14 protein-coding genes are annotated in these 21847 nt (G+C 72.0%); 8 read left to right on the top strand and 6 right to left on the bottom strand.

Annotation, left to right across the window (positions count from 1 at the left end):
- The coding region (locus ACFW47_RS34880; RefSeq protein WP_386308256.1) for an SDR family NAD(P)-dependent oxidoreductase at positions 1-7268 on the bottom strand (7268 nt) is incomplete at its 3' end.
- A 520-nt stretch (positions 7269-7788) separates the two neighbouring features.
- On the opposite strand from ACFW47_RS34880, the gene ACFW47_RS34885 reads away from it, so the two are divergent.
- Genes ACFW47_RS34885 through desII form a run of 4 tightly spaced genes read left to right on the top strand, consistent with a single transcriptional unit; the run spans position 7789 to position 12854 of the window.
- On the top strand, positions 7789-8925 hold the full coding sequence (locus tag ACFW47_RS34885) for an acyltransferase family protein (RefSeq protein WP_386288198.1): 1137 nt from the start codon (positions 7789-7791) through the stop codon (positions 8923-8925).
- Entirely contained in the window at positions 8922-10136 is a 1215-nt protein-coding gene (locus ACFW47_RS34890; RefSeq protein WP_386308257.1) for a cytochrome P450, read from the top strand. Before ACFW47_RS34885 ends, ACFW47_RS34890 begins: the two co-directional genes overlap by 4 nt.
- Before the next feature lie 4 nt (positions 10137-10140).
- Entirely contained in the window at positions 10141-11340 is a 1200-nt protein-coding gene (locus tag ACFW47_RS34895; RefSeq protein WP_386308258.1) for a dTDP-4-dehydro-6-deoxyglucose aminotransferase, read from the top strand.
- On the top strand, positions 11337-12854 hold the full coding sequence (gene desII / locus ACFW47_RS34900; RefSeq protein ID WP_386288193.1) for a dTDP-4-amino-4,6-dideoxy-D-glucose ammonia-lyase: 1518 nt from the start codon (positions 11337-11339) through the stop codon (positions 12852-12854). Before ACFW47_RS34895 ends, desII begins: the two co-directional genes overlap by 4 nt.
- 16 nt (positions 12855-12870) lie before the next feature.
- Here desII and ACFW47_RS34905 read toward each other — a convergent pair whose 3' ends face one another.
- Complete coding sequence (locus ACFW47_RS34905; RefSeq protein ID WP_386308259.1) at positions 12871-14115, bottom strand: activator-dependent family glycosyltransferase; 1245 nt, start codon at positions 14113-14115, stop codon at positions 12871-12873.
- A 174-nt stretch (positions 14116-14289) separates the two neighbouring features.
- Here ACFW47_RS34905 and ACFW47_RS34910 point away from each other — a divergent pair, with 174 nt between their 5' ends.
- The gene (locus ACFW47_RS34910) at positions 14290-15264 is read left to right on the top strand and encodes an NAD-dependent epimerase/dehydratase family protein (protein ID WP_386288189.1); all 975 of its coding nucleotides are present in this window, start codon (positions 14290-14292) and stop codon (positions 15262-15264) included.
- A 13-nt stretch (positions 15265-15277) separates the two neighbouring features.
- Here ACFW47_RS34910 and ACFW47_RS34915 read toward each other — a convergent pair whose 3' ends face one another.
- The 3 genes from ACFW47_RS34915 to ACFW47_RS34925 form a co-directional block, all read right to left on the bottom strand.
- The gene (locus ACFW47_RS34915; protein WP_386288187.1) at positions 15278-16252 is read right to left on the bottom strand and encodes a Gfo/Idh/MocA family protein; all 975 of its coding nucleotides are present in this window, start codon (positions 16250-16252) and stop codon (positions 15278-15280) included.
- A 78-nt stretch (positions 16253-16330) separates the two neighbouring features.
- On the bottom strand, positions 16331-17500 hold the full coding sequence (locus ACFW47_RS34920; protein WP_386288185.1) for a macrolide family glycosyltransferase: 1170 nt from the start codon (positions 17498-17500) through the stop codon (positions 16331-16333).
- A gap of 307 nt (positions 17501-17807) precedes the next feature.
- Positions 17808-17951, bottom strand: a complete 144-nt coding sequence (locus tag ACFW47_RS34925; protein WP_386288183.1) for a hypothetical protein — start codon at positions 17949-17951, stop codon at positions 17808-17810.
- A gap of 58 nt (positions 17952-18009) precedes the next feature.
- Between ACFW47_RS34925 and abc-f the strand changes: the two genes are divergently transcribed.
- The 3 genes from abc-f (at position 18010) to ACFW47_RS34940 (ending at position 21197) form a co-directional block, all read left to right on the top strand.
- Positions 18010-19704, top strand: coding sequence for a ribosomal protection-like ABC-F family protein (abc-f, locus tag ACFW47_RS34930; protein WP_386308260.1), 1695 nt, complete (start codon positions 18010-18012; stop codon positions 19702-19704).
- A 66-nt stretch (positions 19705-19770) separates the two neighbouring features.
- Positions 19771-20547: a class I SAM-dependent methyltransferase gene (locus tag ACFW47_RS34935; RefSeq protein ID WP_386288178.1), complete on the top strand. Its 777-nt coding sequence runs from the start codon at positions 19771-19773 to the stop codon at positions 20545-20547.
- A 20-nt stretch (positions 20548-20567) separates the two neighbouring features.
- Positions 20568-21197, top strand: coding sequence for a dTDP-4-dehydrorhamnose 3,5-epimerase family protein (locus tag ACFW47_RS34940; RefSeq protein ID WP_386288176.1), 630 nt, complete (start codon positions 20568-20570; stop codon positions 21195-21197).
- A 59-nt stretch (positions 21198-21256) separates the two neighbouring features.
- On the opposite strand, the gene ACFW47_RS34945 is transcribed toward ACFW47_RS34940, so the two are convergent.
- On the bottom strand, positions 21257-21847 hold a 591-nt coding region (locus ACFW47_RS34945; protein WP_386308261.1), incomplete at its 5' end, for an adenosylhomocysteinase.

Below are 21847 nucleotides of genomic sequence, written 5' to 3' on the forward strand. Positions count from 1 at the left end.
GCCAGCAACGCCTGCGCCTCGATCGGATCCCCCAGCACCGTCCCCGTCCCATGCCCCTCCACCACATCCACCTCATCCGGCACCAGACCAGAAGCCGCGAGCGCTCCACCGATCACACGCTGCTGCGCCGGGCCACTGGGAGCGGACAGACCATTGCTGGCCCCGTCCTGGTTCACCGCACTCCCCCGCACCACCGCAAGCACCCGACGCCCGTTGCGCCGCGCCTGCGACAACCGCTCAAGCACCACCAGACCCACACCCTCGCCCATGCCGAAGCCGTCCGCCTGCTCGGAATAGGCCTTGCAGCGCCCGTCGGCGGCGAGCGCGCCCTGCCTCGCGAACTCGGTGAACACCTCGGGACCCGCCATCACCGACACCCCGCCGGCCACCGCCAGCGACGCCTCACCGTCCCGCACCGAACGCGCCGCCAGGTGCAACGCCACCAACGACGAGGAACACGCCGTGTCCACCGTCAGCGCCGGACCCTCAAGACCCAGCACGTACGCCACCCGCCCCGAAGCGACGCTGGCGGTGTTGCCGGTGAGGAGGTAGCCCTCGACCTCGTCCCGTCCTTCGACCGGTCCGGCCGCGTACCCCTGGTGCGACATGCCGACGAAGACGCCGGTGTCGCTGCCGCGCAGGGTCTCCGGCCGGATACCCGCGCGTTCGAACGCCTCCCAGGTGACCTCGAGCACCTGGCGCTGCTGCGGGTCCATCGCCAGCGCCTCGCGCGGCGAGATCCCGAAGAACGCCGGATCGAAGTCCCCCGCGCCATCGAGAAAACTGCCCATGGGGCGGCCGGTGCCGACGGCCGGCGCGCCGCGCCGCTCCCAGCCCCGGTCGTCCGGCGCCACGGCCGACGCGTCGCCACCTTCGGTGATGAACTCCCAAAGTTCGTCGGGGGAGTTGACGCCGCCGGGGAACCGGCAGGCCATCCCCACCACGACCACCGGGTCGTCCTCGTCACCCACCGCACCGGAAACGTCAGCGGAAGCGGGCCGCGGATCCGGCCGGGACTCCGCCTCGCCGAAGAGTTCGGCCTCCAGGAAGGCGGCGACGGCCTGGGCGTGCGGGTGGTCGTAGACGAGGGTCGCGGGCAGGCGCAGACCGGTCGCGGCCGTGAGCCGGTTGCGCAGTTCCACCGAGGCCAGCGAGTCGAAGCGGAGCTCACGGAACGCCCGTTCCGGCTCGATCCGTTCCGGGTCCCGGTGGCCGAGCACCGATGCGGCGTGCTGCCGCACCAGGTCCAGCAGCGCCCGTGCGCGCTCGGCGGCGGGCAGGTTCGCCACCCCGCCGAGCGGTGTCCTGTCCGAGCCGTGCGCACGACGCACGGCCTCCCGCGCGTCTCCGGCCTCCGGCAGCGCGTCGAACAGACGGGTGGGCCGCTGCGCGGTGTACGCGAGCAGGAAGCGCTCCCACTCGATACCGATGATCACCGGGCACACCTCCGCCCGGTCCAGTGCCGTCTGCAGGGCGTCGAGGGCCTCTTCGGGTGCCATCTCCACAACCCCGTGCCGGCGGAAGCGCTCCGCCACGGGGCCTTCCGCCATGCCGCTGCCGGCCCAGGTGCCCCAGGCCACCGATGTCGCGGGCAGCCCTTCGGCGCGCCGCTGCCGGGCCAGGCCGTCGAGGTAGGCGTTGCCCGGGGCGTAGCCGCCCAGGCCCGGCGCGCCGAACGCGGAGGCGAAGGAGGAGAACAAGACGAACGCGGTCAGCGGCGCGTCCGCCGTGAGGTCGTGCAGGTTCTTGGCGCCGAGGGTCTTGGCACGGCCGGCCCGTTCGATGCGCTCGCCGGTCAGGGCGTCGAGGGTGCCGTCGTCCAGCGTGGCCGCGGTGTGGAACACCGACGTGAGCGGCTGGTCGTGGGGCAGACTCCCGAGAAGCGAGCGCAGCGCGTCGCGGTCGGTGACGTCGCACGCCGCGAAGGTCACCTTCGAACCCAGCGCGCCTATCTCCGCGGCCAGTTCGTCGGCGCCCGGGGCGTTCGGCCCGCTGCGGCTGGTGAGGACGATGTGCGGGGCGCCGCGTCGGGCGAGCCACCGGGCGACGTGCCGGCCGATGCCGCCGGTGCCGCCGGTGACCAGCGCCGTGCCGGTCGGCTCCCACGTGCTCGGCGCGGCCTTGGGCGCGGCCCGCTTCCAGCGGCGTACGAACACCTCCTGGCCCCGCAGGGCGACCTGGTCCTCACCGCTTGCGCCCATCAGCACGCCGGCGAGCGAACGGGTGATCCCGGCCGCGGGCGCGGCGGACACGTCGATCAATCCGCCCCACAGAGCGGGGTGTTCGAGGGCGATGACCCGTCCCAGGCCCCACAGGGCCTCCCGGGCGGGGTCGGCAGGCCGCTCGTCGACGGAGGTGACCTGGACGTCCTCGGTGAGGCACCACAGCGAGCCGTCGAGGCCGGAGTCGGTGAACGCCTGGGCGAGCACGACGGTGCCGCCGAGCGACGGCAGGCCCAGGGGCGTGCCGACGCGCTCGCCGTTCTCGCCGGAAGTCTCGGTCAGGTCCGCGTCGAGGCCCTCGTCCGTGCCCTCGTCCACGGCAAGCAGCGAGAGCACTCCGACCCGGTCCGCGCCATTGGCGGCGCTGCGCAGGGCCGCTGCCAGGTCCGTCCGCGTGGGCGCGGCCGTGAGCACCAGGTCCGTCACCGTCGCGCCGGCCGCTTCGAGGGAGGCGCGCGCGGTCTGCGCGACCGCCTCCGCGGTCCCGCCGCCCCGGACGACGAGCCAGGTGCGCGGGCCCGCCTCGGAGGGTTGTGGGGCGGGCACCCGCTGCCAGTCGATGCGGTAGCGCAACGCGTCGGCCGCCGGCGCGCCGTGGCCCGTCCCGCCGGCGGTGGTGCCCGCGTCCGGGGCGGGCTCCCACCAGTAGCGCTCCGGCTGGAACGTCGAGGTGGGCAGCGGCACCGTGCGCGCCGGGACGCCGAGGAACACCGAGTCCCAGCGCACGGGGACGCCCGCGGCCCACGCCGTCGCCAGGGAGCGGGCGAAGTCCTCGGGTCCCCCGTGGCCGCGGCGTACGGTCCCGACCGTGGTCAGGTCGGCACCGACGTCGTGCCCGGTCTCCTCGACGGCGGTGGTGAGCACGGGGTGGGCACTGAGTTCGATGAAGTACTGGAATCCCTGTTCCGCGAGCGACCGCACGGCGGGTCCGAACCGGACGGTCCGGCGCAGGTTGCGGAACCAGTACGCGCGGTCCAGTGTCCGGGGCTCCGCCCAGTCGCCGGTCACCGTGGAGAAGAACGGCACGGCGCCGGGCAGCGGCTCGATCCTCCCCAGCTCCTCGTGCAGGGCGGCGCGGGCCTCCTCCATGTGCGCGGTGTGCGACGCGTAGTCGACGGGCAGGCGCGTGGCCCGTACGCCCTCCGCGACGAGGGCGGCGACCAGGTGGTTCAGGTCGTCGTCGGGGCCGGCCACCACCACGGAGCGCGGCCCGTTCAGCACGGCGGTCTCCAGTCGGCCGTCGTAGGGGACGAGTCGACGCGTCAGGTCGTCGGGGGTGGTGGCGACGGCGGCCATGCCGCCGTGTCCGCGCAGCCGGCCGATGACGCGGCTGCGGACGGCCACCAGGCGGGCCGCGTCGTCCAGGGACAGGGCGCCGGCGACGCAGGCGGCCGCGATCTCACCCTGGGAGTGCCCGATCACCGCGGCCGGCTCGACGCCGTACGAGCGCCACAGCGAGGCCAACGACACCATCACCGCGAAGAGGACGGGCTGCACCACGTCGACGCGGTCGGTGGACAGACCGGCGTCGGGGCGGCCGTCCGCGGCGGCGGCCTCCGCGCGCAGGAACGGCAGGACATGGAAGTCCAGGTGCGGCTCCAGTGCGGCGGCGCACTCGTCCAGAGCGCGCGCGAACACCGGTACGGCGTCGTAGAGACTGACCGCCATACCCGCCCATTGCCACCCCTGGCCGGGGAAGACGAAGACGGGCGAGGCCTGCGGCCGGGCGACCCCCACGGCCGCGTGCTGGCTGTCGCCCTCGGCCAGCGCGTCGAGCACGGCGAGTGCCCCGGTTCGCCCGTGCGCCACGAACGCGGCGCGGTGACGCGCAGCCGCGCGGGTGGTGGCCAGCGAGAACGCCACATCGGTGGCGGCGAGTTCGGGGTGTTCGCGCAGGTGCGTGGCGAGGCGCCCCGCCTGTGTCCGCAGCGTGGTCTCGCTGTGCGCCGACACGGTCCAGGGCGCCACGACGCGGCCGCGACGCCGGTCACCTCCCGCAGCCTCGTCACCCACCGCACCGGCGGCGGGCTCCGGCCGGGGCGGTGCCTCGACGATGGCGTGCGCGTTGGTGCCGCTGATGCCGAAGGACGAGACACCCGCCCGTCGGGGCCCCGGCCCGTCGGGCCAGGCAACCGTTTCGGTCGCAAGTCGCACCGCGCCCCGGGACCAGTCGACCTCCGTGGAGGGGCGGTCGGCGTGCAGGGTCGGCGGCAGTGTGCCGTGACCCATCGCGAGCAGCATCTTGATGACGCCGACCACGCCGGCGGCGGCCTGGGTGTGCCCGATGTTGGACTTCACCGAACCCAGCCACAGCGGGCGGTCGGCGGGGCGGGCCGTGCCGTATGTCTCGATCACGGCCTGCGCCTCGACCGGGTCACCGAGCCGGGTGCCGGTGCCGTGCGCCTCGACCGCGTCGACGTCGGCCGCCGACAGTCCCGCGTCGGCGAGTGCCCGCCGGATCACCCGGGCCTGGGCCCGGCCGTTGGGCGCGGAAAGGCCGTTGCTCGCGCCGTCCTGGTTGACCGCCACCGCCCGGATCACGCCCAGGACGGGGTGGCCGAGACGCCGGGCGTCGGAGAGCCGCTCCAGGAGGAGCACTCCGGCACCCTCCGCCATCCCGAAGCCGTCGGCGTCGGCGGAGAACGCCTTGCACCGGCCGTCGGGAGCGAGCGCGCCGAGGCGGCTGAAGTCGACGAGCATGCCGGGCGTCGGCATCACGGTCGCGCCACCGGCCAGCGCCAGGTCCGTCTCCCCGGCGCGCAGGGAGCGGCAGGCGAGCTGGAGGGCCACAAGCGAGGACGAGCAGGCCGTGTCCACGGTGACGGCCGGTCCCTCGAGGCCCAGGGTGTAGGCGATGCGTCCGGAGGCGACGCTGGTGGTGGTGCCGGTCACCAGATAGCCGCCGACGTCCGCGGCGCCGTCGGCCAGGCGCGGGCCGTACTCCTGGGCGATGACGCCGGTGAACACGCCGGTGGGCGTGGCGCGCACCGACTCGGGGGAGATACCGGCCCGTTCGAGTGCTTCCCAGCTGACCTCCAGGAGGAGCCGCTGCTGCGGATCCATGGCCAGCGCCTCGCGCGGCGAGATGCCGAAGAAGTCCGCGTCGAAGTCGGTGGCTTCGTGCACGAATCCACCGGAGCGCTGCCGCACCGTGCCCGGGCGCCTCTGGTCCGGGTGGAAGAGTGCCTCCAGATCCCAGCCTCGGTCGGTGGGCAGGCCCGCCACCGCGTCGTGTCCGCCCGAGAGCAGCTCCCAGAACTGCTCGGGGGTGCGCACTCCGCCGGGCAGTCGCACCGCCATGGCGACGACCGCGATCGGGTCGTCCGCCGTGTGGCCGGCTCCCGGCTCGGGCCGCTGCGTGGCCGGTTCCGCGTCCGGTCCGGTGCGCGGGCGCAGCAGGTCGTACAGCGCGTCGGTGAGGGCGCGCGGGGTGGGGTGGTCGAAGAGCGTGGCGATGCCGATGTCCTGACCGACGGCCGCCGCGAGGCGGTTGCGCAGCTGCACCGCGAGGACGGAGTCGAGCCCGAGATCGGCGAAGGTGAGCGAGCGGTCCGCGTCCTGTGCGCCGGCGCCGGTCACCGCGGCGGTCTCCGCGTCGACCAGCCGGGCCAGCCGCTGACGTATCTCGTGCTCCGGCGCGTCCGCCGTGAAGAGCCCCGAGCGGGAGGGCTCGGCGGGCTGTGCGCCGAGGTCCGTCCCGGCAGGCGGGAGGTCCGGCAGCTCGGCATCCGGGGTCTGTTCGGCGCCGGGGAAGGCGGCCGTCCAGTCGACCTCCACCCCGTGGACGTACGCCTCCGCCGCCGCGGTCAGAAAGCGCCGCAGCCCGCCTTGGCCGCGGAGCAGCGTGGGCAGCACCGCATGCCCGGCGCCCGCCGCGTCGAGGGTCTGCCGCACGGCGGACGCGAGGACGGGGTGCGGGCTCACCTCGATGAATACGCCCTCGCGGTCGCCGGCGCAGGTCCGCACCGAGCGCTCGAACCGCACGCGGCTGCGGAAGTTCTCGCACCAGTAGTCCGCCGTCAGTTCGCGGGTGTCGAGGATGCCGCCGGTGAGACTGGAGTAGAAGGGGGCGGTGCCCGCGTCGGGCGTGAACCAGCCGAGCGCCGCGCGCAGTCCGTCGGTGACGTCGTCCATCTGCGGGGAGTGCGCGGCCATCGAGACGCCGATCACCTGGGCGCGGACCCCTTCGGCGGTCAGCTCCGTCACGCAGCGCACGATCGGTCCGGTCGTCCCGGCCAGCAGCACCGAGCGGGGGCCGTTGACGCCGGCCAGGACGAGGTCCGGGCCCCAGGAGGCGAGGCGCGGCGCGATCTCGTCGGCGGGCAGAGCCACCGACGCCATGTCCCCGTTGCCGACGAGGGGCATGAGTTCCTTGCTCCACAGCGCCACCGCGCGGGCGCCGTCCCGGAGGTCCACGCCTCCCGTGGCGTGGGCGGCGGCGAGGTCGCCCATGCTGTGGCCCACGACGGCGTCGGGCCGGACACCGAAGGACCGCCACAGTTCGGTGAGGGCGGCGCTGACCGCGTAGAGGGCCGGCTGGACGATCTCGACCCGGGGCGTGGTGCCGGCGGCGGCCACCGTGGCGAGGGCTTCGGTCAGCGACCAGCCCGACTCGACGGCGAAGACATCGGCGCACCGCGCCATCGCGTCCGCGAACACCGGTGATTCGCCGACGAGTTGCATGGCCATGCCCGGCCACTGAGATCCCTGGCCCGGGTAGACGAAGGTGACGGGTGCCGCGGCGTCCGCCGTTCCGCGCGCGACCGCCGGATGCGGGCTGCCGTCAGCGATGGCGGCAAGCCCGTCGCGGAGTTCGGCACGGGTGGAGCCGACGATCACCGCGCGGTGGGGCAGGCGCCGGTCCTGGCAGGCGAGCGCGGCACCGAACGCGTCGGCGCCGAGGTCCGGCCGTGCGTCGAGGTGGGCGGTGAGCCGGCGTGCCCAGGCGCGCAGCGCGCCGTCGTCCGCTCCCGACAGGGCCCACGGCAGGACCGCCCCTTCGGCAGCTGCAAAAGTGTTCTCAACCTGACGGGAACTGCCGTTCACACCTGACTCCTAGTCGTCCACACATACCAGGGAGCGGGCCTCTGCAAAACATGGCCTGCGGAAATGCCGGCCACACCGACTGCGACCTGACCGAAGGGGAGAGTCACCACAGAAATAGTCAATCGACTGTACCCCATAAACGGTCTACTACCGTTGACCAGTGGCCAGTTGAACGTACACTAGCCAGCGACCCCGACCAAGGCTTCTATGGTCGACAAAATCGAATCGTTTTCAAGAATACGCAGGTCACAGGCGCCACTTCAGTGGCGGGGCACGCATATCCCAGCGATGGAATATCGACCATCAAGCTTCCCTTTAGCTGGTCTCGACCAACCTGCGCAATGATATGGCCGACGCGATTTAGGCCGCCCGTAACCGGCAGCGCCAACTCCTGGACAGCGGCAACCAATCGAAGGGCCGGTGAGCCTTGCTACCCGAGGAAAAATCCCAAGCGCATTCCCCTGCCGACACGGCCGGTGACCGGGGAAGCCTGTCCGAACGGCTGCCGTCGCTGACCGGGTTGAGGTTCTTCGCCGCGCTCCTGGTGTTCGTCTGCCATGCGCTCAGCCAGTTCAACCCGCAGGCGGATCCCGCCTCGCGCGACCTGGCCTACTTCCTGCTGCCGGCCGGGCCGGTCGGCGTCTCCTTCTTCTTCGTCCTCAGCGGGTTCGTCCTGACGTACGCGGCACGGCCGGGTGACACGGTGCGGCGCTTCTGGCGGCGCCGGCTGGTGAAGATCTACCCGAGCCACGTCGTCACCTGGTCGGCCGGTCTCGTGCTGGCCTGGGTCACCGGCGCCGTCGTGACCACGTCGACGACGGCCGCAGCCCTGCTGCTCGTCCAGGCCTGGGTGCCGGACATGATCCTCACCGCCACGGTCAACCCGATCTCGTGGACGCTCGCCTGCGAGCTGTTCTTCTACCTGCTGTTCCCGTTCCTGTACCGGGGGCTGCGCCGGCTGCCGCGGCACCGGCTGTGGCCGGCCGCCGGCGTCCTGGTGGCCCTGGTCATGGCCGTTCCGCACCTGGCGCGGCTGCTGCCCGGGGAAGTCGTACCGCTCGCGGGCTGGACCCAGACCCAGTTCTGGCTGGTCTACACGGCGCCCCCCGTGCGGCTCCTGGAGTTCGCGCTCGGCATCGTGCTCGCCCTGCTCGTACGCGAGGGGATGTGGCCCGTCCTCAGCGTCAAGCTCGCCGCCGTTCTGTGCGTGGCCGGCTATGCAGTGGCCGGGGTGACGACGATGGTCACCGAGATGCCCCACCTGTGGGCGATGGCGAGCGCCACTGTCCTCCCGCTGGCCGTGCTCATCCCCACGGCCGCCGTCCGCGACCGCGCGCATCTGCCCTCCCTGGCGCGCCGTCCGCGCCTGGTGCGGCTCGGCGAACTCTCCTTCGCCTTCTACCTCGTGCACCACATGATCCTCACGGCCTTCTTCGCCGCGCTGCCGGACGACGTCCGGCCGGGCCTTCCCGCGCTGACCGGCCTGGCGGTCGTGCTGTTCTTCGTCTGCTGGGCCGCTGCCTGGCTCCTGCACACCGCCGTCGAGCTGCCCGCCATGCGCCGCTGGAGCCGCCCGTCGGCCACCCTCCGCGGACCTCTCACGCCCCACCCGGCACCTGGGCACTCCGAGCCCCTCACCGGTGAAAGGACACCATGAACCAGCCGCACCTGCCCGAGGTCCTCGACCTGAGCGACGAGCTCTTCCACACCGACCAGTACGCGACGTACCGGGACATCCTCGAGCACCGTCCGGTGACCAGGGTGCGCTTCTACGACGGTTCCTTCGTCTGGCTCGTGAACCGTCACGAGGACGTACGCGCCGCCCTGAGCGACCCCCGGCTGAGCAACGACCCCACCAAGCAGTCGGACATCGACCTCTCGGCGGCCGCCGGCATCCCGGCGGACCTGGTCGAGTACTTCCAGCGCAACATGTTCCGCAGCGACGAGCCGGACCACGGACGGCTGCGCAAGCTCGTCTCCCGGGAATTCACCATGCGGCGCGTCAACGCCCTCCGCCCGCGGATCCGGGAGATCGCCGAGGACCTGGTGGAGAAGTTCGCCGCCACCGGCGGCGGGGACCTGGTGGGCGCGCTCGCCCGCCCGCTGCCGCTCACCGTCATGTGCGAACTCCTCGGTGTCCCCGATGCGGACCGCGCGGACTTTCAGCTCTGGTCCCAGCACGTCGTGGAGAGCGATCCGGCGTTCGCGGAGCGCAACGCCGCCTCGTACCGCGCCCTCTTCGAATGCATCCGCTCGCTGATCCGTCGCCGGCGCGACGAGCCGGGCGATGACCTGCTGTCGGCCCTGGTCGAACTGCGCGACTCCGGGGACAGCCTCTCCGAGGACGAACTGATCTCGACGGCGTTCCTGCTGCTCGTCGCCGGGATCGAGACTACGGTCAACGTCCTGGGCACGGGGTCCTTCCTCCTGCTGACCCACCCCGACCAGCTCGCCCGCCTTCGTGCGGACGACGGTCTCCTGGGGTCCGCCGTGGAGGAGATCCTGCGCTACATGGCGCCCATCGAGATGACGAGCAGGCACGCCCTGGAGCCCGTCGAGATCGGCGGGGAATCCATCGACGCGCGGAGCACGGTCCTGATCAACCTGGCCGCCGCCAACCGCGACCCGGCACGGTTCACCGACCCGCAGTCCTTCCGGGCCGACCGCAGCGACGGCAGTCACCTCACCTTCGGCCACGGCATCCACTACTGCCTCGGTGCCGCGCTGGCACGGGCAGAGGCGGAAGTCTTCTTCGACGTGCTCCTGAAGCGCTTCCCGACCCTGGAGCTCACCCTTCCCAGCGCTGACCTGACGTGGCGTCACGTCTTCATGCGCGGGCCGCTCGAGCTGCCTGTCTCCTGGCGGTGACCCCGTGAAGCGTGTCCTCACCGACCTCGCGCTCTTCGGCGGCCCCGAGGCCTTCCTGCGCCCCCTCCTGGTGGGCATGCCGACCGTCGGCGACCGGGCCCGGTTCCTCGCCCGTCTCGAATGGGCCCTGGACAACGAGTGGCTGACCAACGGCGGCCCGCTGACCACCGAGCTGGAGGGCCGCATCGCCGACCTGACCGGCGTGCGGTACTGCGTCGCCACGTGCAACGCCACCGCGGCGCTCCAGCTCGTACTCAAGGCCTCGGGGGTCACCGGCCAGGTCATCATGCCGTCGCTGACCTTCGCGGCCACTCCCCACGCGGCGAGCTGGGTGGGGCTCGAGCCGGTCTTCTGCGACGTCGACCCGGTCACCGGCTGCCTGGACCCCGCACGGGTCGAGGAGCTCATCACCCCCGCCACCGGCGCCATCCTGGGCGTTCACCTGTGGGGCCGGGCGGCACCGGTCACCGAGCTGGAGAAGCTCGCCGCGGAGCACGGCCTGAAACTGTTCTTCGACTCGGCCCACGCCTTCGGCTGCACCTCCGGCGACCGGCCGATCGGCAGCTTCGGGAACGCGGAGGTGTTCAGCCTCCACGCCACCAAGACGGTCATGGCCTTCGAGGGCGGGGCGGTGACCACTGACGACGGCGAGCTCGCCGAACGGCTCGTGGCCCTGCGCAACTTCGGTATCGACCGGGACAAGTCGGTCACCTCCGTCGGCATCAACGCCAAGATGAGCGAGTGCTCGGCCGCCATGGGCCTCACCTCCCTCGACGCCTTCGAGGAGACCCGCGAACGCAACCGTGAGAACCACGCCCTCTACCGGTCGGAACTGCGCGGGGCTCCCGGCGTCGAGGTGCTGCCCTTCGACGAGAAGGAGCGCAACAACCACCAGTACCTGATCCTGCTCACCGACCGTGCTGTCACCGGTCTGCGCCGCGACCGGCTGCGGACCCTCCTGCAGGCCGAGAAGGTCTTCCCCCAGCTGTACTTCTCGCCGCCCTGCCACCTGATGCCCGCCTACCGGGCCGAGCCCCCGCTCCGGCTCGAACACACCGAGCGCCTGTCCGAGCGGGTACTCGCACTGCCCACCGGGCCCTCGGTGTCCTTCGAGGACATCCGTCGAGTGTGCAGCATCATCCGGCTCGCCGCGGAGCGCGGCGAGCAGATCGAGGCGATGTGGGCGCAGGCAGTGCCCGCATGAGCGTCATCGGTCCGAAGCCCGACCCGGAGGTAACAGTTCTCGTGGACACCGCCCAAGCGATCACGCCCGCGCAGGCGATCGAAGACGTGGCACGCCCCGGCGGGGACCGTGCCGCCGCGATCCACGCCCTGCGCACCCGCCTCGCCCTCCTCGGCGACACCGGTGAGGGGGCCACCGAGCGGGCCGGGCACCTCGTCGACCTGGCTGTGCGGTACGGCTCCCATCCCTTCACCACCCTGGAGCAGGCCCGTCACCATCTGGACGTGGACCGCGCCGGCTTCGCGGCGCTGCTCGGCCTCTTCCGCCGCATCCCCGAGCTCGGGACAGCCGTCCAGCGGGGCCCGGAGGGGAAGTACTGGTCCAACACCATCCTGCCGCTGGAACGGACGGGCGCGCTCGACGCGGTGGTGCGCCGGCGACCGGCCTTTCCCTACAGCGTGGGCCTCTACCCCGGTCCGACCTGCATGTTCCGCTGCCACTTCTGTGTACGCGTCACCGGTGCGCGCTACGACTCCTCCGCCATGGACGCGGGCAACGCAATGTTCGCCTCCGTCATCGACGAGGTGCCCGAGACCCAGCCCTCCACGGTGTACTTCTCCGGCGGGCTCGAACCGCTCACCAATCCCGGACTCGGTGAACTGGCGGCGCGCGGCGGCGCACGCGGGCTCGACATGACGCTGTACACCAACGCCTTCGCCCTCACCGACCGAACCCTCGAACGCCAGCCGGGGCTGTGGTCACTGCACGCGATCCGCACCTCGCTGTACGGCCTGAACGACAGCGAATACGAGGCCACCACGACCAGACCGCGCGCCTTCGGGCGGGTCAGCGCCAACCTGGCCGCGTTCATGGCCCAGCGGGCGCAGCGCGACGCCCCGCTCCGCCTCGGCCTCAACTACATCATCCTGCCGGGGCGGGCCGACCGGCTCATGGACCTCGTGGACTTCGTGGCCGACCTGAACGAGCACTCCCCCGGCCGCCCCCTGGACTTCGTGACGGTGCGCGAGGACTACAGCGGCCGTGAGGACGGCCTACTCGCTCCTGCCGAGCGCGCTCGACTGCAAGACGCGCTGCGGGACTTCACCGCGTACGCACGGGAGCGGACTCCCGCGCTGCACATCGATCTCGGTTACGCCCTGGAGAGTCTGCGCAACGGGGTGGACACCAAGCTCCTGCGCATCAGCCCCCAGACCATGCGAAGCTCCGCGCACGCGCAGGTCGCGGTGCAGGTCGACCTGCTGGGTGACGTCTACCTCTACCGCGAGGCGGGGTTCCCCGAACTCGCCGGCGCGCACCGCTACATCGCCGGGCGCGTCACCCCGGCCAAGAGCCTGCACGAGGTGGTCCACGAGTTCGTCGAGCGGCATCCGCACATCGAGCCGCGGCCCGGCGACGAGTACTTCCTCGACGGTTTCGACCAGGCCGTGACCGCACGCCTCAACCAGATGGAGCAGGACATCGCCGACGGGTGGCAGGAGCACCGGGGTCTGCTGGGCGCGGACACCGCGGGGTGAGCGTGGAGCGCCGGACTCAGCGGGCGGACACCCGTTCCTCCAGGGCGGACACCACGCCTTGGGGACTTCTCTCGGCACGGGCCTCGTCGCGCAGCGCGCGGGCCCGGTCGAGGAACGAGGGGTCGGCGAGCACCCGGGCAACGCTGTCGCGCAGGTCCTCGGCACTCACCTCGCCCTCCTTGAGGTGCACGCCCGCGCCCGCGGCGGCCGTCTGCTGCGCGCGCAGGACGGTGTCCCACAGGTACGGCACCATGATCTGCGGCACGCCGTGGTAGAGGGCCGTCGACCAGGTGCCGTTGCCGCCGTGGTGGACGACGGCGGAGCAGCCCTCGAGCAGTACGTCCATCGGGGCGAAGTCGACGACCCGGACGTTCTCCGGGAGCGGGCCGGCCTCGGCCAGGGCGGCGGCGTCGGCGGTGACGACGATTTCGGCGTCGACCTCCGCGAGAACCCGCAGGTAGGAGTGGAAGACGTCCGGGTCGGCGGTGAAGCCGCTCCCGGTCGACCCGGTCGTCACGCACACTCGGCGTCGCGGCGCGGCCTCCTTCAGCCAGTCGGGAACCACGGCCCGGCCGTTGTAGGGCAGGTACCGCATGCCCACCGTCGGCAGCGACAGGTCGAGCCGGAACCGCTCCGGCAGCATGTCGACCGACCACTGGCCTACCACCAACTCCTCGTCGTACGCCACCCCGTGACGCTCGGCGGCCGCCGTCAGCCAGTCGCGCAGCGGGTCGGGACGCTGCCCGGCGGGCCGCTGCGCGAGCCGCTCCGTGAACTCCCGGCGGAAGTGCGCGTTCAGGTCGCTCGCGCTCAGCACCCGTGCGTGGGCGGCGCCGCACGCCCGGGCGGCGATCGCCCCGGCGAACGTGTACGGCTCCCACAGCACCAGGTCCGGGCGCCACCGGCGGGCGTACCCGACGAGGTCCCGGACGAACGACTCGTCGTTGATGATCGAGTAGAAGTAGGGAACGGACAGGTCGTACAGGTTGAACAGATAGTCCCAGTCGCTTGTCTCGGGCCGGGACAGATCGATGTCCGCGGAGTACTTCCGGAGTTCCGCGCCCTTCTCCCTCATCGCTTCGAGCAGCCGGTGGTCGTCGCCCACCGGTACGGCTGTCAGTCCGGCGCCGGTGATCGCGTCCGCGAAGCCGGGCTGACTGGCCACACGCACGTCGTGTCCCGCGGCGCGCAAGGCCCCCGCGAGCGGCACGAAGCCATGGAAATGCGAGGTGTGCGCGAAAGCCGCGATCAGCACACGCATAACAAACTCCCCAGGGGCCGGAACGATGGACGGGACGTCGCCGATTGTGCCGCGCCGCCCGGGCCGTGAACACGCGAAGCCGCCCTCTCTGGACCCGAGGACGAGTACTCCTTGAGCGGGGTGCGGCGGCCCGTCGCGAAAGGCGGCAACACATCACGAAATGAGGCAGCAGCCATGACAGGTCCCCCTTCCTCCGACGCCGGGTGGGACGCGTCCCACCGCCCTCTGGTCGTCGTCCTGGGCGCCTCCGGGTACATCGGTTCCGCCGTGGTGCGGGAACTGTCCCGCCGCCGGATACGGCTGCGCGCGGTGGCGCGCGGCCCGTTCGCCGTGCCGGCCGGCGGCCGGGCGGCGACCGAGGTGATGCGCGCCGACCTCACCACAAAGGGCGCCGTCGCCGACGCGGTCCGCGGCGCCGACGCGGTGATCCACCTGGTCGCGCACATGAGTGGCCGGGGCGCGTGGCGGTCCGCCGCGTCGGACCCCCGGGCGAAGCGGGTGAACGTGGGCCTGGTGCGTGACGTGATCGCACAGTGCGCGGCGGCGCCCGGCGGAGGGCCGCCCCCGGTCCTGCTCCTGGCCAGCACCAACCAGGTGGCGGACGACGGCCCCCAGCGCAGCGCCTACGCCCGGCAGAAGGCCGCCGCGGAGCGGTACCTGCTGGATGCCGCGGCCCTGGGCGCTGTCCGTGGCGTCGCGCTGCGCCTGCCGACCACCGTCGGCAGCGCGGCGGGGGTGGCGCCCGCGATGGCCGGCCGGGCCCTGTCCGGCGAGGCGCTCACCATGTGGCACGACGGCACTGTGCGGCGCGAGTTCCTCGACGTGAGCGACGCGGCCCGCGCGTTCGCCGTCGCGCTCGACCACGCGGCGGCCCTCGACGGCCGCGCCTGCGCGGTGGGGGGGCACGTCGTCGCGCTCGGCGACCTGTTCCGGACCATCGCCGACACGGCGGCCCTGCACACCGGACGGCCCCCCGTCCCGGTGCTGTCCGTGGACGCGCCCGACTACGCCGAGACCGGTGACCTCCGCGACCTCGTCATCGACTCGTCGGTCTTCCGGGACGTGACGGGGTGGCGCCCCGAGGTGCCCCTGCGCCGGGCCGTCGACGATGTGGTGGCGGCCGTCGCACGACGCCGGGCGGAGGCCTGACCCGGCGGGTCCGTCACCTTCCGTGCTGCGCGACGGCGCGGACCTCCTCGACCAGCCGCGCCTGTTCGACCAGTGCCGTGCCCGTGAGCGGGGACGGGGTGGCCGAGCGGATGCCCTCGACGAAGGCCCTCACCACGGAACGGAACTGGTCGTGCGGGGGTACGAGCAACTCCTCGTGCCTGCCGCCCCGTTCGAGGTGGATCACTGCCGTGTGGTTGGCGGGCGGCGTGTAGGCGCGGGGCACCGTGATGCGGCCCCGGGAGCCCGTGAGCTCGTACCGGCCGCGGTAGGCGTGCTCCAGGCCGAACCCGAGCTGGGCCACCGCGCCGTTGGGCGCCGTGAGCAGCGCCGCCCCGCCGGTGTCGACTCCCGTGCGCGGGTCCGGCTTGAGATGCGCCCCGGCCACTTCGAGGCCGGTCCCGAGGTGGCGCAGCGCGGTGCGCAGCGGATAGCCGCCAACACCGGTGAGCGCACCGCCGTCCAGGTCGCGGCGGTGACGGATGTCACCGGGCGGTTTGCCGGGGATGGCGAACTCGGCGGTCAGGGACCTGAGGTGGCCGATGTGCCCGGCGGCGAGCAGTTCGTCGACCACCTGGTGCTGGGGGTGGCACAGGAACATGTAGTTCTCGAACAGCGCGCGGCCGCGGGCGCGGGCGAGGTCCCAGAGCTGCAAGGCCTGCCGTGCGCTGCCCGTCAGCGGCTTCTCGCACAGGACGTGCTTGTCCGCCTCGAGCGCGCGCCGTGTCCAGTCGGCGTTGAGCGCGGGCGGCAGCGGAACGTAGACGGCGTCGACGTCGGGCCGGCCGAGCACGGCCTCGTAACCGGTCACCGGTTCACCGCCGAACCGTTCGGCGAACGCGGCAGCCTTGGCCCCGTCCCGGCTCCCGACGGCGACCACCTCCACCGCGGGATCGGCGGCGAGCGCGGGCAGCATGCGCCGCCAGGCGATGTCCGCGCAGCCCAGCACGCCCATCCGTACGCTGCCCATGCCTGTCCCCCTGTTCCCGAGCACGCGGCCGGTGGCCCCGCGGGCGGGGCCACCGGCCGCGTGCGACTGTTCGCCGGCTCAGCGCAGGGCGGCCTCGATGAGGTCGGCGGCGCGTCGGGTCCCGCCCTCGGCCAGCAGTTCGGCGCGCAGCTCGTCGGAGCGGCGGCGGACCTCCGGGTCACCGGTGAGTTCAAGCAGCGCCGTACGCAGTGCCTCGGCCGTGGCGTCGGCGGTGTCGATGCGCCGGGCCACGCCGAGCGCGACGAGCCGGTCGGCGTTGCCGAACTGCTCGGCGCCCTGCGGCACGGCGATCATCGGCACGCCGGTGTAGAGCCCCTCGCTGCTTCCCCCCATGCCGGCGTGGGTGACGAAGGCATCGGCCTGCTCCAGGATCGCCAGCTGCGGCACCCAGCGGTGCACCTCTACGTTGGAGGGGATGTCCCCGAGCTCCTTGACGTCGGTGTGCTTGCCGACCTGGAGGACGACGTGCCAGCCGTCCAGGTCGCCGAAGGCCGCCAGACACCGGCGGTAGAACTCCACCTGCTGGGTGTAGGCGGATCCGAGGGAGACCAGCAGCACCTTCCCCGCGTCGGCCGGGCGGGTCCAGGTCCCCTGGTCGGATCGGTCCCCCAGGCAGGGACCGACGAAGGTCACCACGTCGGTGTCCACCCGGTCTGCGTTGGGCTGCATGGCCTTGGTGATCAGGGCGATGGACCGGGCGGGCATGCCGCTGAACGCGTCGACGTCCAGCGTGGTCGCTCCGCACCCGGCCAGCCAGGAGGAGAACTTCTGCCGGTACGCGTCGGCGCCCGGCAGCCGCATCAGCTGGTCGCCGACCTCCTCCTGGTAGCCCTTCCAGGCCACGAAGGTCGGGGAGAGCTGGATGAGCGGACGGCCCTGCGCCTCGGCGAGCGCGCGGCCCGTGTAGGACCCGATGTCGTACAGGTAGAGGTCGGCGGGGTCCTCGTCGTAGTGGACCCGCAGCTGCGGGAGCGCCTGCATCGCGTCGTCGAGGAAGAGGGTCATGGCCGAGATCGGGTCCTGCGGCCAGTTGTTGTCGACGACGGGCAGCGTGGTGGTGCAGGGGACGAACTCGGCACCGGTAGCGGTGATCTGGTCGGCGACGATCGGGTCGTCGGCGTACGTCACCCGGTGCCCGCGCGCGACGAGTTCACGGATGACCTCGATGCCGGGCAGGACGTGGCTGACGATGGGGCTGCCGATCATCGCGATGTGGCGACGGGACATAAGGTACGACTCTTTTCGGTGCTACGGCTTATCGGTACAGGAGGGGTTCGGGCGCCGCGGCCCGCGTCAGCCGTAGAGCTGGGGAAAGTGCATGCCGCAGACACTAACCACACCCACCGGTTCCGGAGAAGTGCCGGACGCCTCGGTCAGCGCGCGGGTGCGGCCGCGTGCGGAGCATGCCGTCGCGCGCCGTGCCCCTGATCGTTTGCGCAGGTGCTGAGCGCCGAACGGCCGGACGGGGGCAACCTGCCGGTGTGGACGCGAGCTCCCACACCGATGGCGGTCGCCATGCCGAAACAGCCGAAAATCACCGGCGCTTGGCCAGTTGCCGCCCCACCGGCATTTCCTCCGCGGACGTCACGGGCACGGCGAGCGCCGCTTCTCCAGCGGTCTTCTTGCGCCGCTCAAGCGCCGCTCTACCCTTTTCCGCCAGTCTCTCGTTCTGTGCCATGCGGTGATGCCGCCTCGGTCGGCCTCCTCGGACTACGGATGAAACGGCGTGCGAATCCATGCATGACTCCTCCCCCACGAACTCCGCTGCGGACGGCCCTTACCCGCCGGTGCCGGCCACGTCGTCGGCGGGCGGTTTCCAGGTGGTCCTGGACGACGTCCAGCACTCCCGCGGCACCCGCCGCCTGCTGGGCGGGGTGCATCAGTCCGTGGCGCTCGGCGAGCGCGTCGGCGTCATCGGGGAGAACGGATCGGGCAAGACCACCCTGCTGCGGCTGCTCGCCGGGGTGGAGAAGCCCGACGAGGGCCGCATCCTGGTACGTGCGCCGGGCGGCGTCGGCTACCTCCCGCAGCTCCCCGAGTCGGCACCCGAGGACACGGTACGGGACGCCATCGACCACGCCTTGGCCGAGCTGCGCGCGCTGGAGCGGCAGTTGCGCCGCTGCGAGAGGGACATGGCCGAGGCCGAAGGCGATGACCTCGCGGCCCTTCTGACCGAGTACGGCGATCTCACGGAGGCGTTCCAGGCCCGGGACGGCTACGCGGCCGACTCCCGGGTGCGGGCCGCCCTGCACGGCCTGGGGCTGGCGTCCGTGGACCTCACCCGGCGCCTGGCCGGCCTGTCCGGCGGCGAGCAGGCCCGCCTCGGGCTGGCCTGTGTGCTCGCGGCGGCGCCGCAGCTGATGCTGCTCGACGAGCCCACCAACCATCTGGACCGGGCCGCCCTGGAATGGCTCGAGGATCACCTGCGCTCCCACCGCGGCAGCATCCTCGTCGTCTCTCACGACCGCGTCTTCCTCGAGCGGGTGGCCACGGCCCTGTGGGACGTGGATGCCGAGCGGCACACGGTCCACCGCCACGGCGGCGGCTACGCCGGCTACCTCAAGGCCAAGGAGACCCTGCGGCTGCGTCGGGAGCAGCAGCACCAGGAGTGGAAGGACGATCTGGCGCGCCAGCGCGAACTGACACGCGCCGCGGCGAACCACGTGGCCGCCGGGCCGCGGGCCAACACCGATCGGACGAACGGCCGGCACCAGCGCAGTGTGGAGAAGCAGATCTCCGCCCGCGTGCGCAACGCCAGGGAGCGGCTGCGCCGGCTCGAGGAGAACCCGGTCCCCCGCCCGCCGCGGCCGATGCGCTTCGCACCCCGGATCCAGGGCGGTGACGCCACGGGCGACCCGGTGATCGCCGGGCTGCACCACGTAGTGGTGGAACAACGGCTCCACGTGCCGGACTTCGAGGTGCGTGCGGGCGAGCGGGTCCTGATCACCGGCCCCAACGGGGCGGGCAAATCCACCCTGCTGCGGGTACTGGTCGGCGATCTGGAACCGGACCGGGGCACGGGCACGCGTCCGGCGCGCACCGGCTGGCTGCCGCAGGAGACAGCCGTCACCGATCCCGGGCTCAGTCTCCTGGACGGGTTCCGAGCGGGCTTGCCCGGCGACGTGGAGGCGCACCGCGGGGCGCTCCTCGGCCTCGGGCTGTTCAAGCCGTCGGATCTGGCGACGCCGGTGGCGGGGCTCTCCGTCGGGCAGCGCAGGCGCCTCGCCCTGGCCCGGCTGCTGCACGACCCCGTCGATCTGCTGGTGCTCGACGAGCCGACGAACCACCTGTCACCGGCGCTGGTGGAGGACCTCGAAGAGGCCCTGTCGCACTATCGGGGAGCGTTGGTCGTCGTCTCCCACGACCGCATGCTTGACCGGCGGTTCACCGGGCGCACAGTACGCCTGGAGAACGGCTCCATCCGCAGCTGATGCCGCTGTTGCGTCATATCGACCTGTGGGACGGTACGACCCAACGGCGAAAGGAAGAGCCCTCTCATGGCCAAGGACGGATTCACGGACCCGCGCATCGTCCCCCACGAGTCGGATCACGAGCGCGACGCGCGTGAGCGGCTCACGAAGCTTCTTGTCGGCAGTCCCATACCGCCCCAGTACCTGATCGACAACCTGCCCGTCTATCTGCGCCGCCACCAGCTCGCCGACCTGCTCTCCATGGACGCGCTCTACCGCATGCTGCCCGAAGTGCCCGGCGTCGTCATGGAGTTCGGCGTGCTGCACGGCCGTCACCTGGCCACGCTGACGGCCCTGCGCAGCATCTACGAGCCGTACAACTCGCTGCGGCGCATCATCGGTTTCGACACGTTCACCGGCTTCCCGGACGACATCAAGGACGTGGACAAGGTCAGCACCAGTGCCGTCGCCGGGCGTTTCGCGGTGCCGGAGAACGAGGTCGACCATCTGCGCGAGGTCCTCGCGGCCCATGAGGCGTCCGAGCCGTTCGGGCACACACAGCGTTCCTTCGTGGTGCAGGGTGACGTGCGCGAGACCGTTCCGCAGTATCTGGAGGAGAACCCGGAGACGGTCATCGCCATGGCCTACTTCGACCTGGATCTCCACCAGCCGACCAAGGAGCTCCTGGAGGTGATCCGGCCGCACCTGACCAAGGGCAGCATCCTCGCGTTCGACGAGCTGGCCCACCCGAAGTGGCCCGGTGAGACCACCGCGCTGCGGGAGGTCCTCGGCCTGGACTGCGCGCCTCTGCGCCAGCTGCCCGGCCGTGAGCCGCCGGTCATCTACATGAAGTGGGGCGAGTGATCGGATCGCGGGCCTCTGTGATGACGACTCGACCCATCGGCGCGACCGCGCCCACGACCGTCAGGGAACTCTCCGTCGAGGGCGCCTATGAGTTCACTCCGAAAATCTTCCCCGACCGGCGCGGCCTGTTCGTGACCACGTACCAGCAGCCGCAGTTCACGAGGACGAGCGGGCACGCCATGCCCGTCTTCCAGACCTGTCAGAGCCGGTCGAGCCGCGGCGTGGTGCGCGGTGTGCACTTCACTGCGACACCGCCGGGCATGGCCAAGCACGTCACGTGCGGGCGTGGCCGGGCGCTGGACTTCGTCGTCGACCTGCGGGTGGGATCGCCCACGTTCGGCGAGTGGGACACGGTGGAGCTCGGCCAGGACACCTTCCGGTCGACGTATCTGCCGATCGGTGTGGGCCATGGGTTCGTCGCACTGGAGAACGACACCACGTTGGTGTACCTCATGTCCGGTCCGTACGTGGCGGAACACGAGCTCGCGGTCTCCCCGCTGGACCCGGAACTCGCCCTGCCTCTCACGCTCGAGGGCGCGGAGCCGGTCATGTCCGAGCGTGATGTCGCGGCCCCCACGCTGGCTCAGGCGCTGGAAGCGGGCATCCTGCCGGACTACGCGACCTGCCTGGAGCTGGAGGCGGCGCTGTAGAGGCCCGCCACCGCACGGAGGTGACCGCCGGGGTGCAGGACGCCCCGGCGGTCGCGTCCTCAGTAGCGGTAGTGGTCCGCCTTGTAGGGGCCCTCGACCTTGACGCCGATGTACTCGGCCTGCTCCGGACGGAGCGTGGTCAGCTTGACGCCGAGGGCGTCGAGGTGGAGGCGGGCGACCTTCTCGTCGAGGTGCTTGGGCAGCACGTAGACGTCGGTCGGGTAGGCGTCGGGCTTGGTGAACAGCTCGATCTGGGCCAGGGTCTGGTCCGCGAAGGAGTTGGACATCACGAACGACGGGTGGCCGGTCGCGTTGCCCAGGTTCAGCAGGCGGCCCTCGGACAGCACGATCAGGACCTTGCCGTCGGGGAAGGTCCAGGTGTGGACCTGCGGCTTGACCTCGTCCTTGACGATGCCGGGGATCTTGGCGAGGCCGGCCATGTCGATCTCGTTGTCGAAGTGGCCGATGTTGCCGATGATCGCCTGGTGCTTCATCCTGGCCATGTCGGAGGCCATGATGATGTCCTTGTTGCCCGTCGTGGTGACGAAGATGTCGGCCTGGTCGACGACCTCGTCCAGCGTCGTGACCTGGTAGCCGTCCATCGCCGCCTGCAGCGCGCAGATCGGGTCGATCTCGGTGACGATCACCCG

Origin of the sequence: Streptomyces sp. NPDC058796 (genome assembly GCF_042745235.1) — a bacterium.
In the GTDB taxonomy this organism is placed as follows: domain Bacteria; phylum Actinomycetota; class Actinomycetes; order Streptomycetales; family Streptomycetaceae; genus Streptomyces.

What these genes read in the sequence shown, in the direction of transcription:
- ACFW47_RS34890 (WP_386308257.1), top strand. Translation starts at nt 8,922, where the DNA reads ATGAACCAGCCGCACCTGCCCGAGGTCCTCGACCTGAGCGACGAGCTC.
- desII (WP_386288193.1), top strand. Translation starts at nt 11,337, where the DNA reads ATGAGCGTCATCGGTCCGAAGCCCGACCCGGAGGTAACAGTTCTCGTG.
- ACFW47_RS34905 (WP_386308259.1), bottom strand. Translation starts at nt 14,115, where the DNA reads ATGCGTGTGCTGATCGCGGCTTTCGCGCACACCTCGCATTTCCATGGC.
- ACFW47_RS34910 (WP_386288189.1), top strand. Translation starts at nt 14,290, where the DNA reads ATGACAGGTCCCCCTTCCTCCGACGCCGGGTGGGACGCGTCCCACCGC.
- ACFW47_RS34915 (WP_386288187.1), bottom strand. Translation starts at nt 16,252, where the DNA reads ATGGGCAGCGTACGGATGGGCGTGCTGGGCTGCGCGGACATCGCCTGG.
- ACFW47_RS34920 (WP_386288185.1), bottom strand. Translation starts at nt 17,500, where the DNA reads ATGTCCCGTCGCCACATCGCGATGATCGGCAGCCCCATCGTCAGCCAC.
- ACFW47_RS34925 (WP_386288183.1), bottom strand. Translation starts at nt 17,951, where the DNA reads ATGGCACAGAACGAGAGACTGGCGGAAAAGGGTAGAGCGGCGCTTGAG.
- abc-f (WP_386308260.1), top strand. Translation starts at nt 18,010, where the DNA reads ATGCATGACTCCTCCCCCACGAACTCCGCTGCGGACGGCCCTTACCCG.
- ACFW47_RS34935 (WP_386288178.1), top strand. Translation starts at nt 19,771, where the DNA reads ATGGCCAAGGACGGATTCACGGACCCGCGCATCGTCCCCCACGAGTCG.
- ACFW47_RS34940 (WP_386288176.1), top strand. Translation starts at nt 20,568, where the DNA reads ATGACGACTCGACCCATCGGCGCGACCGCGCCCACGACCGTCAGGGAA.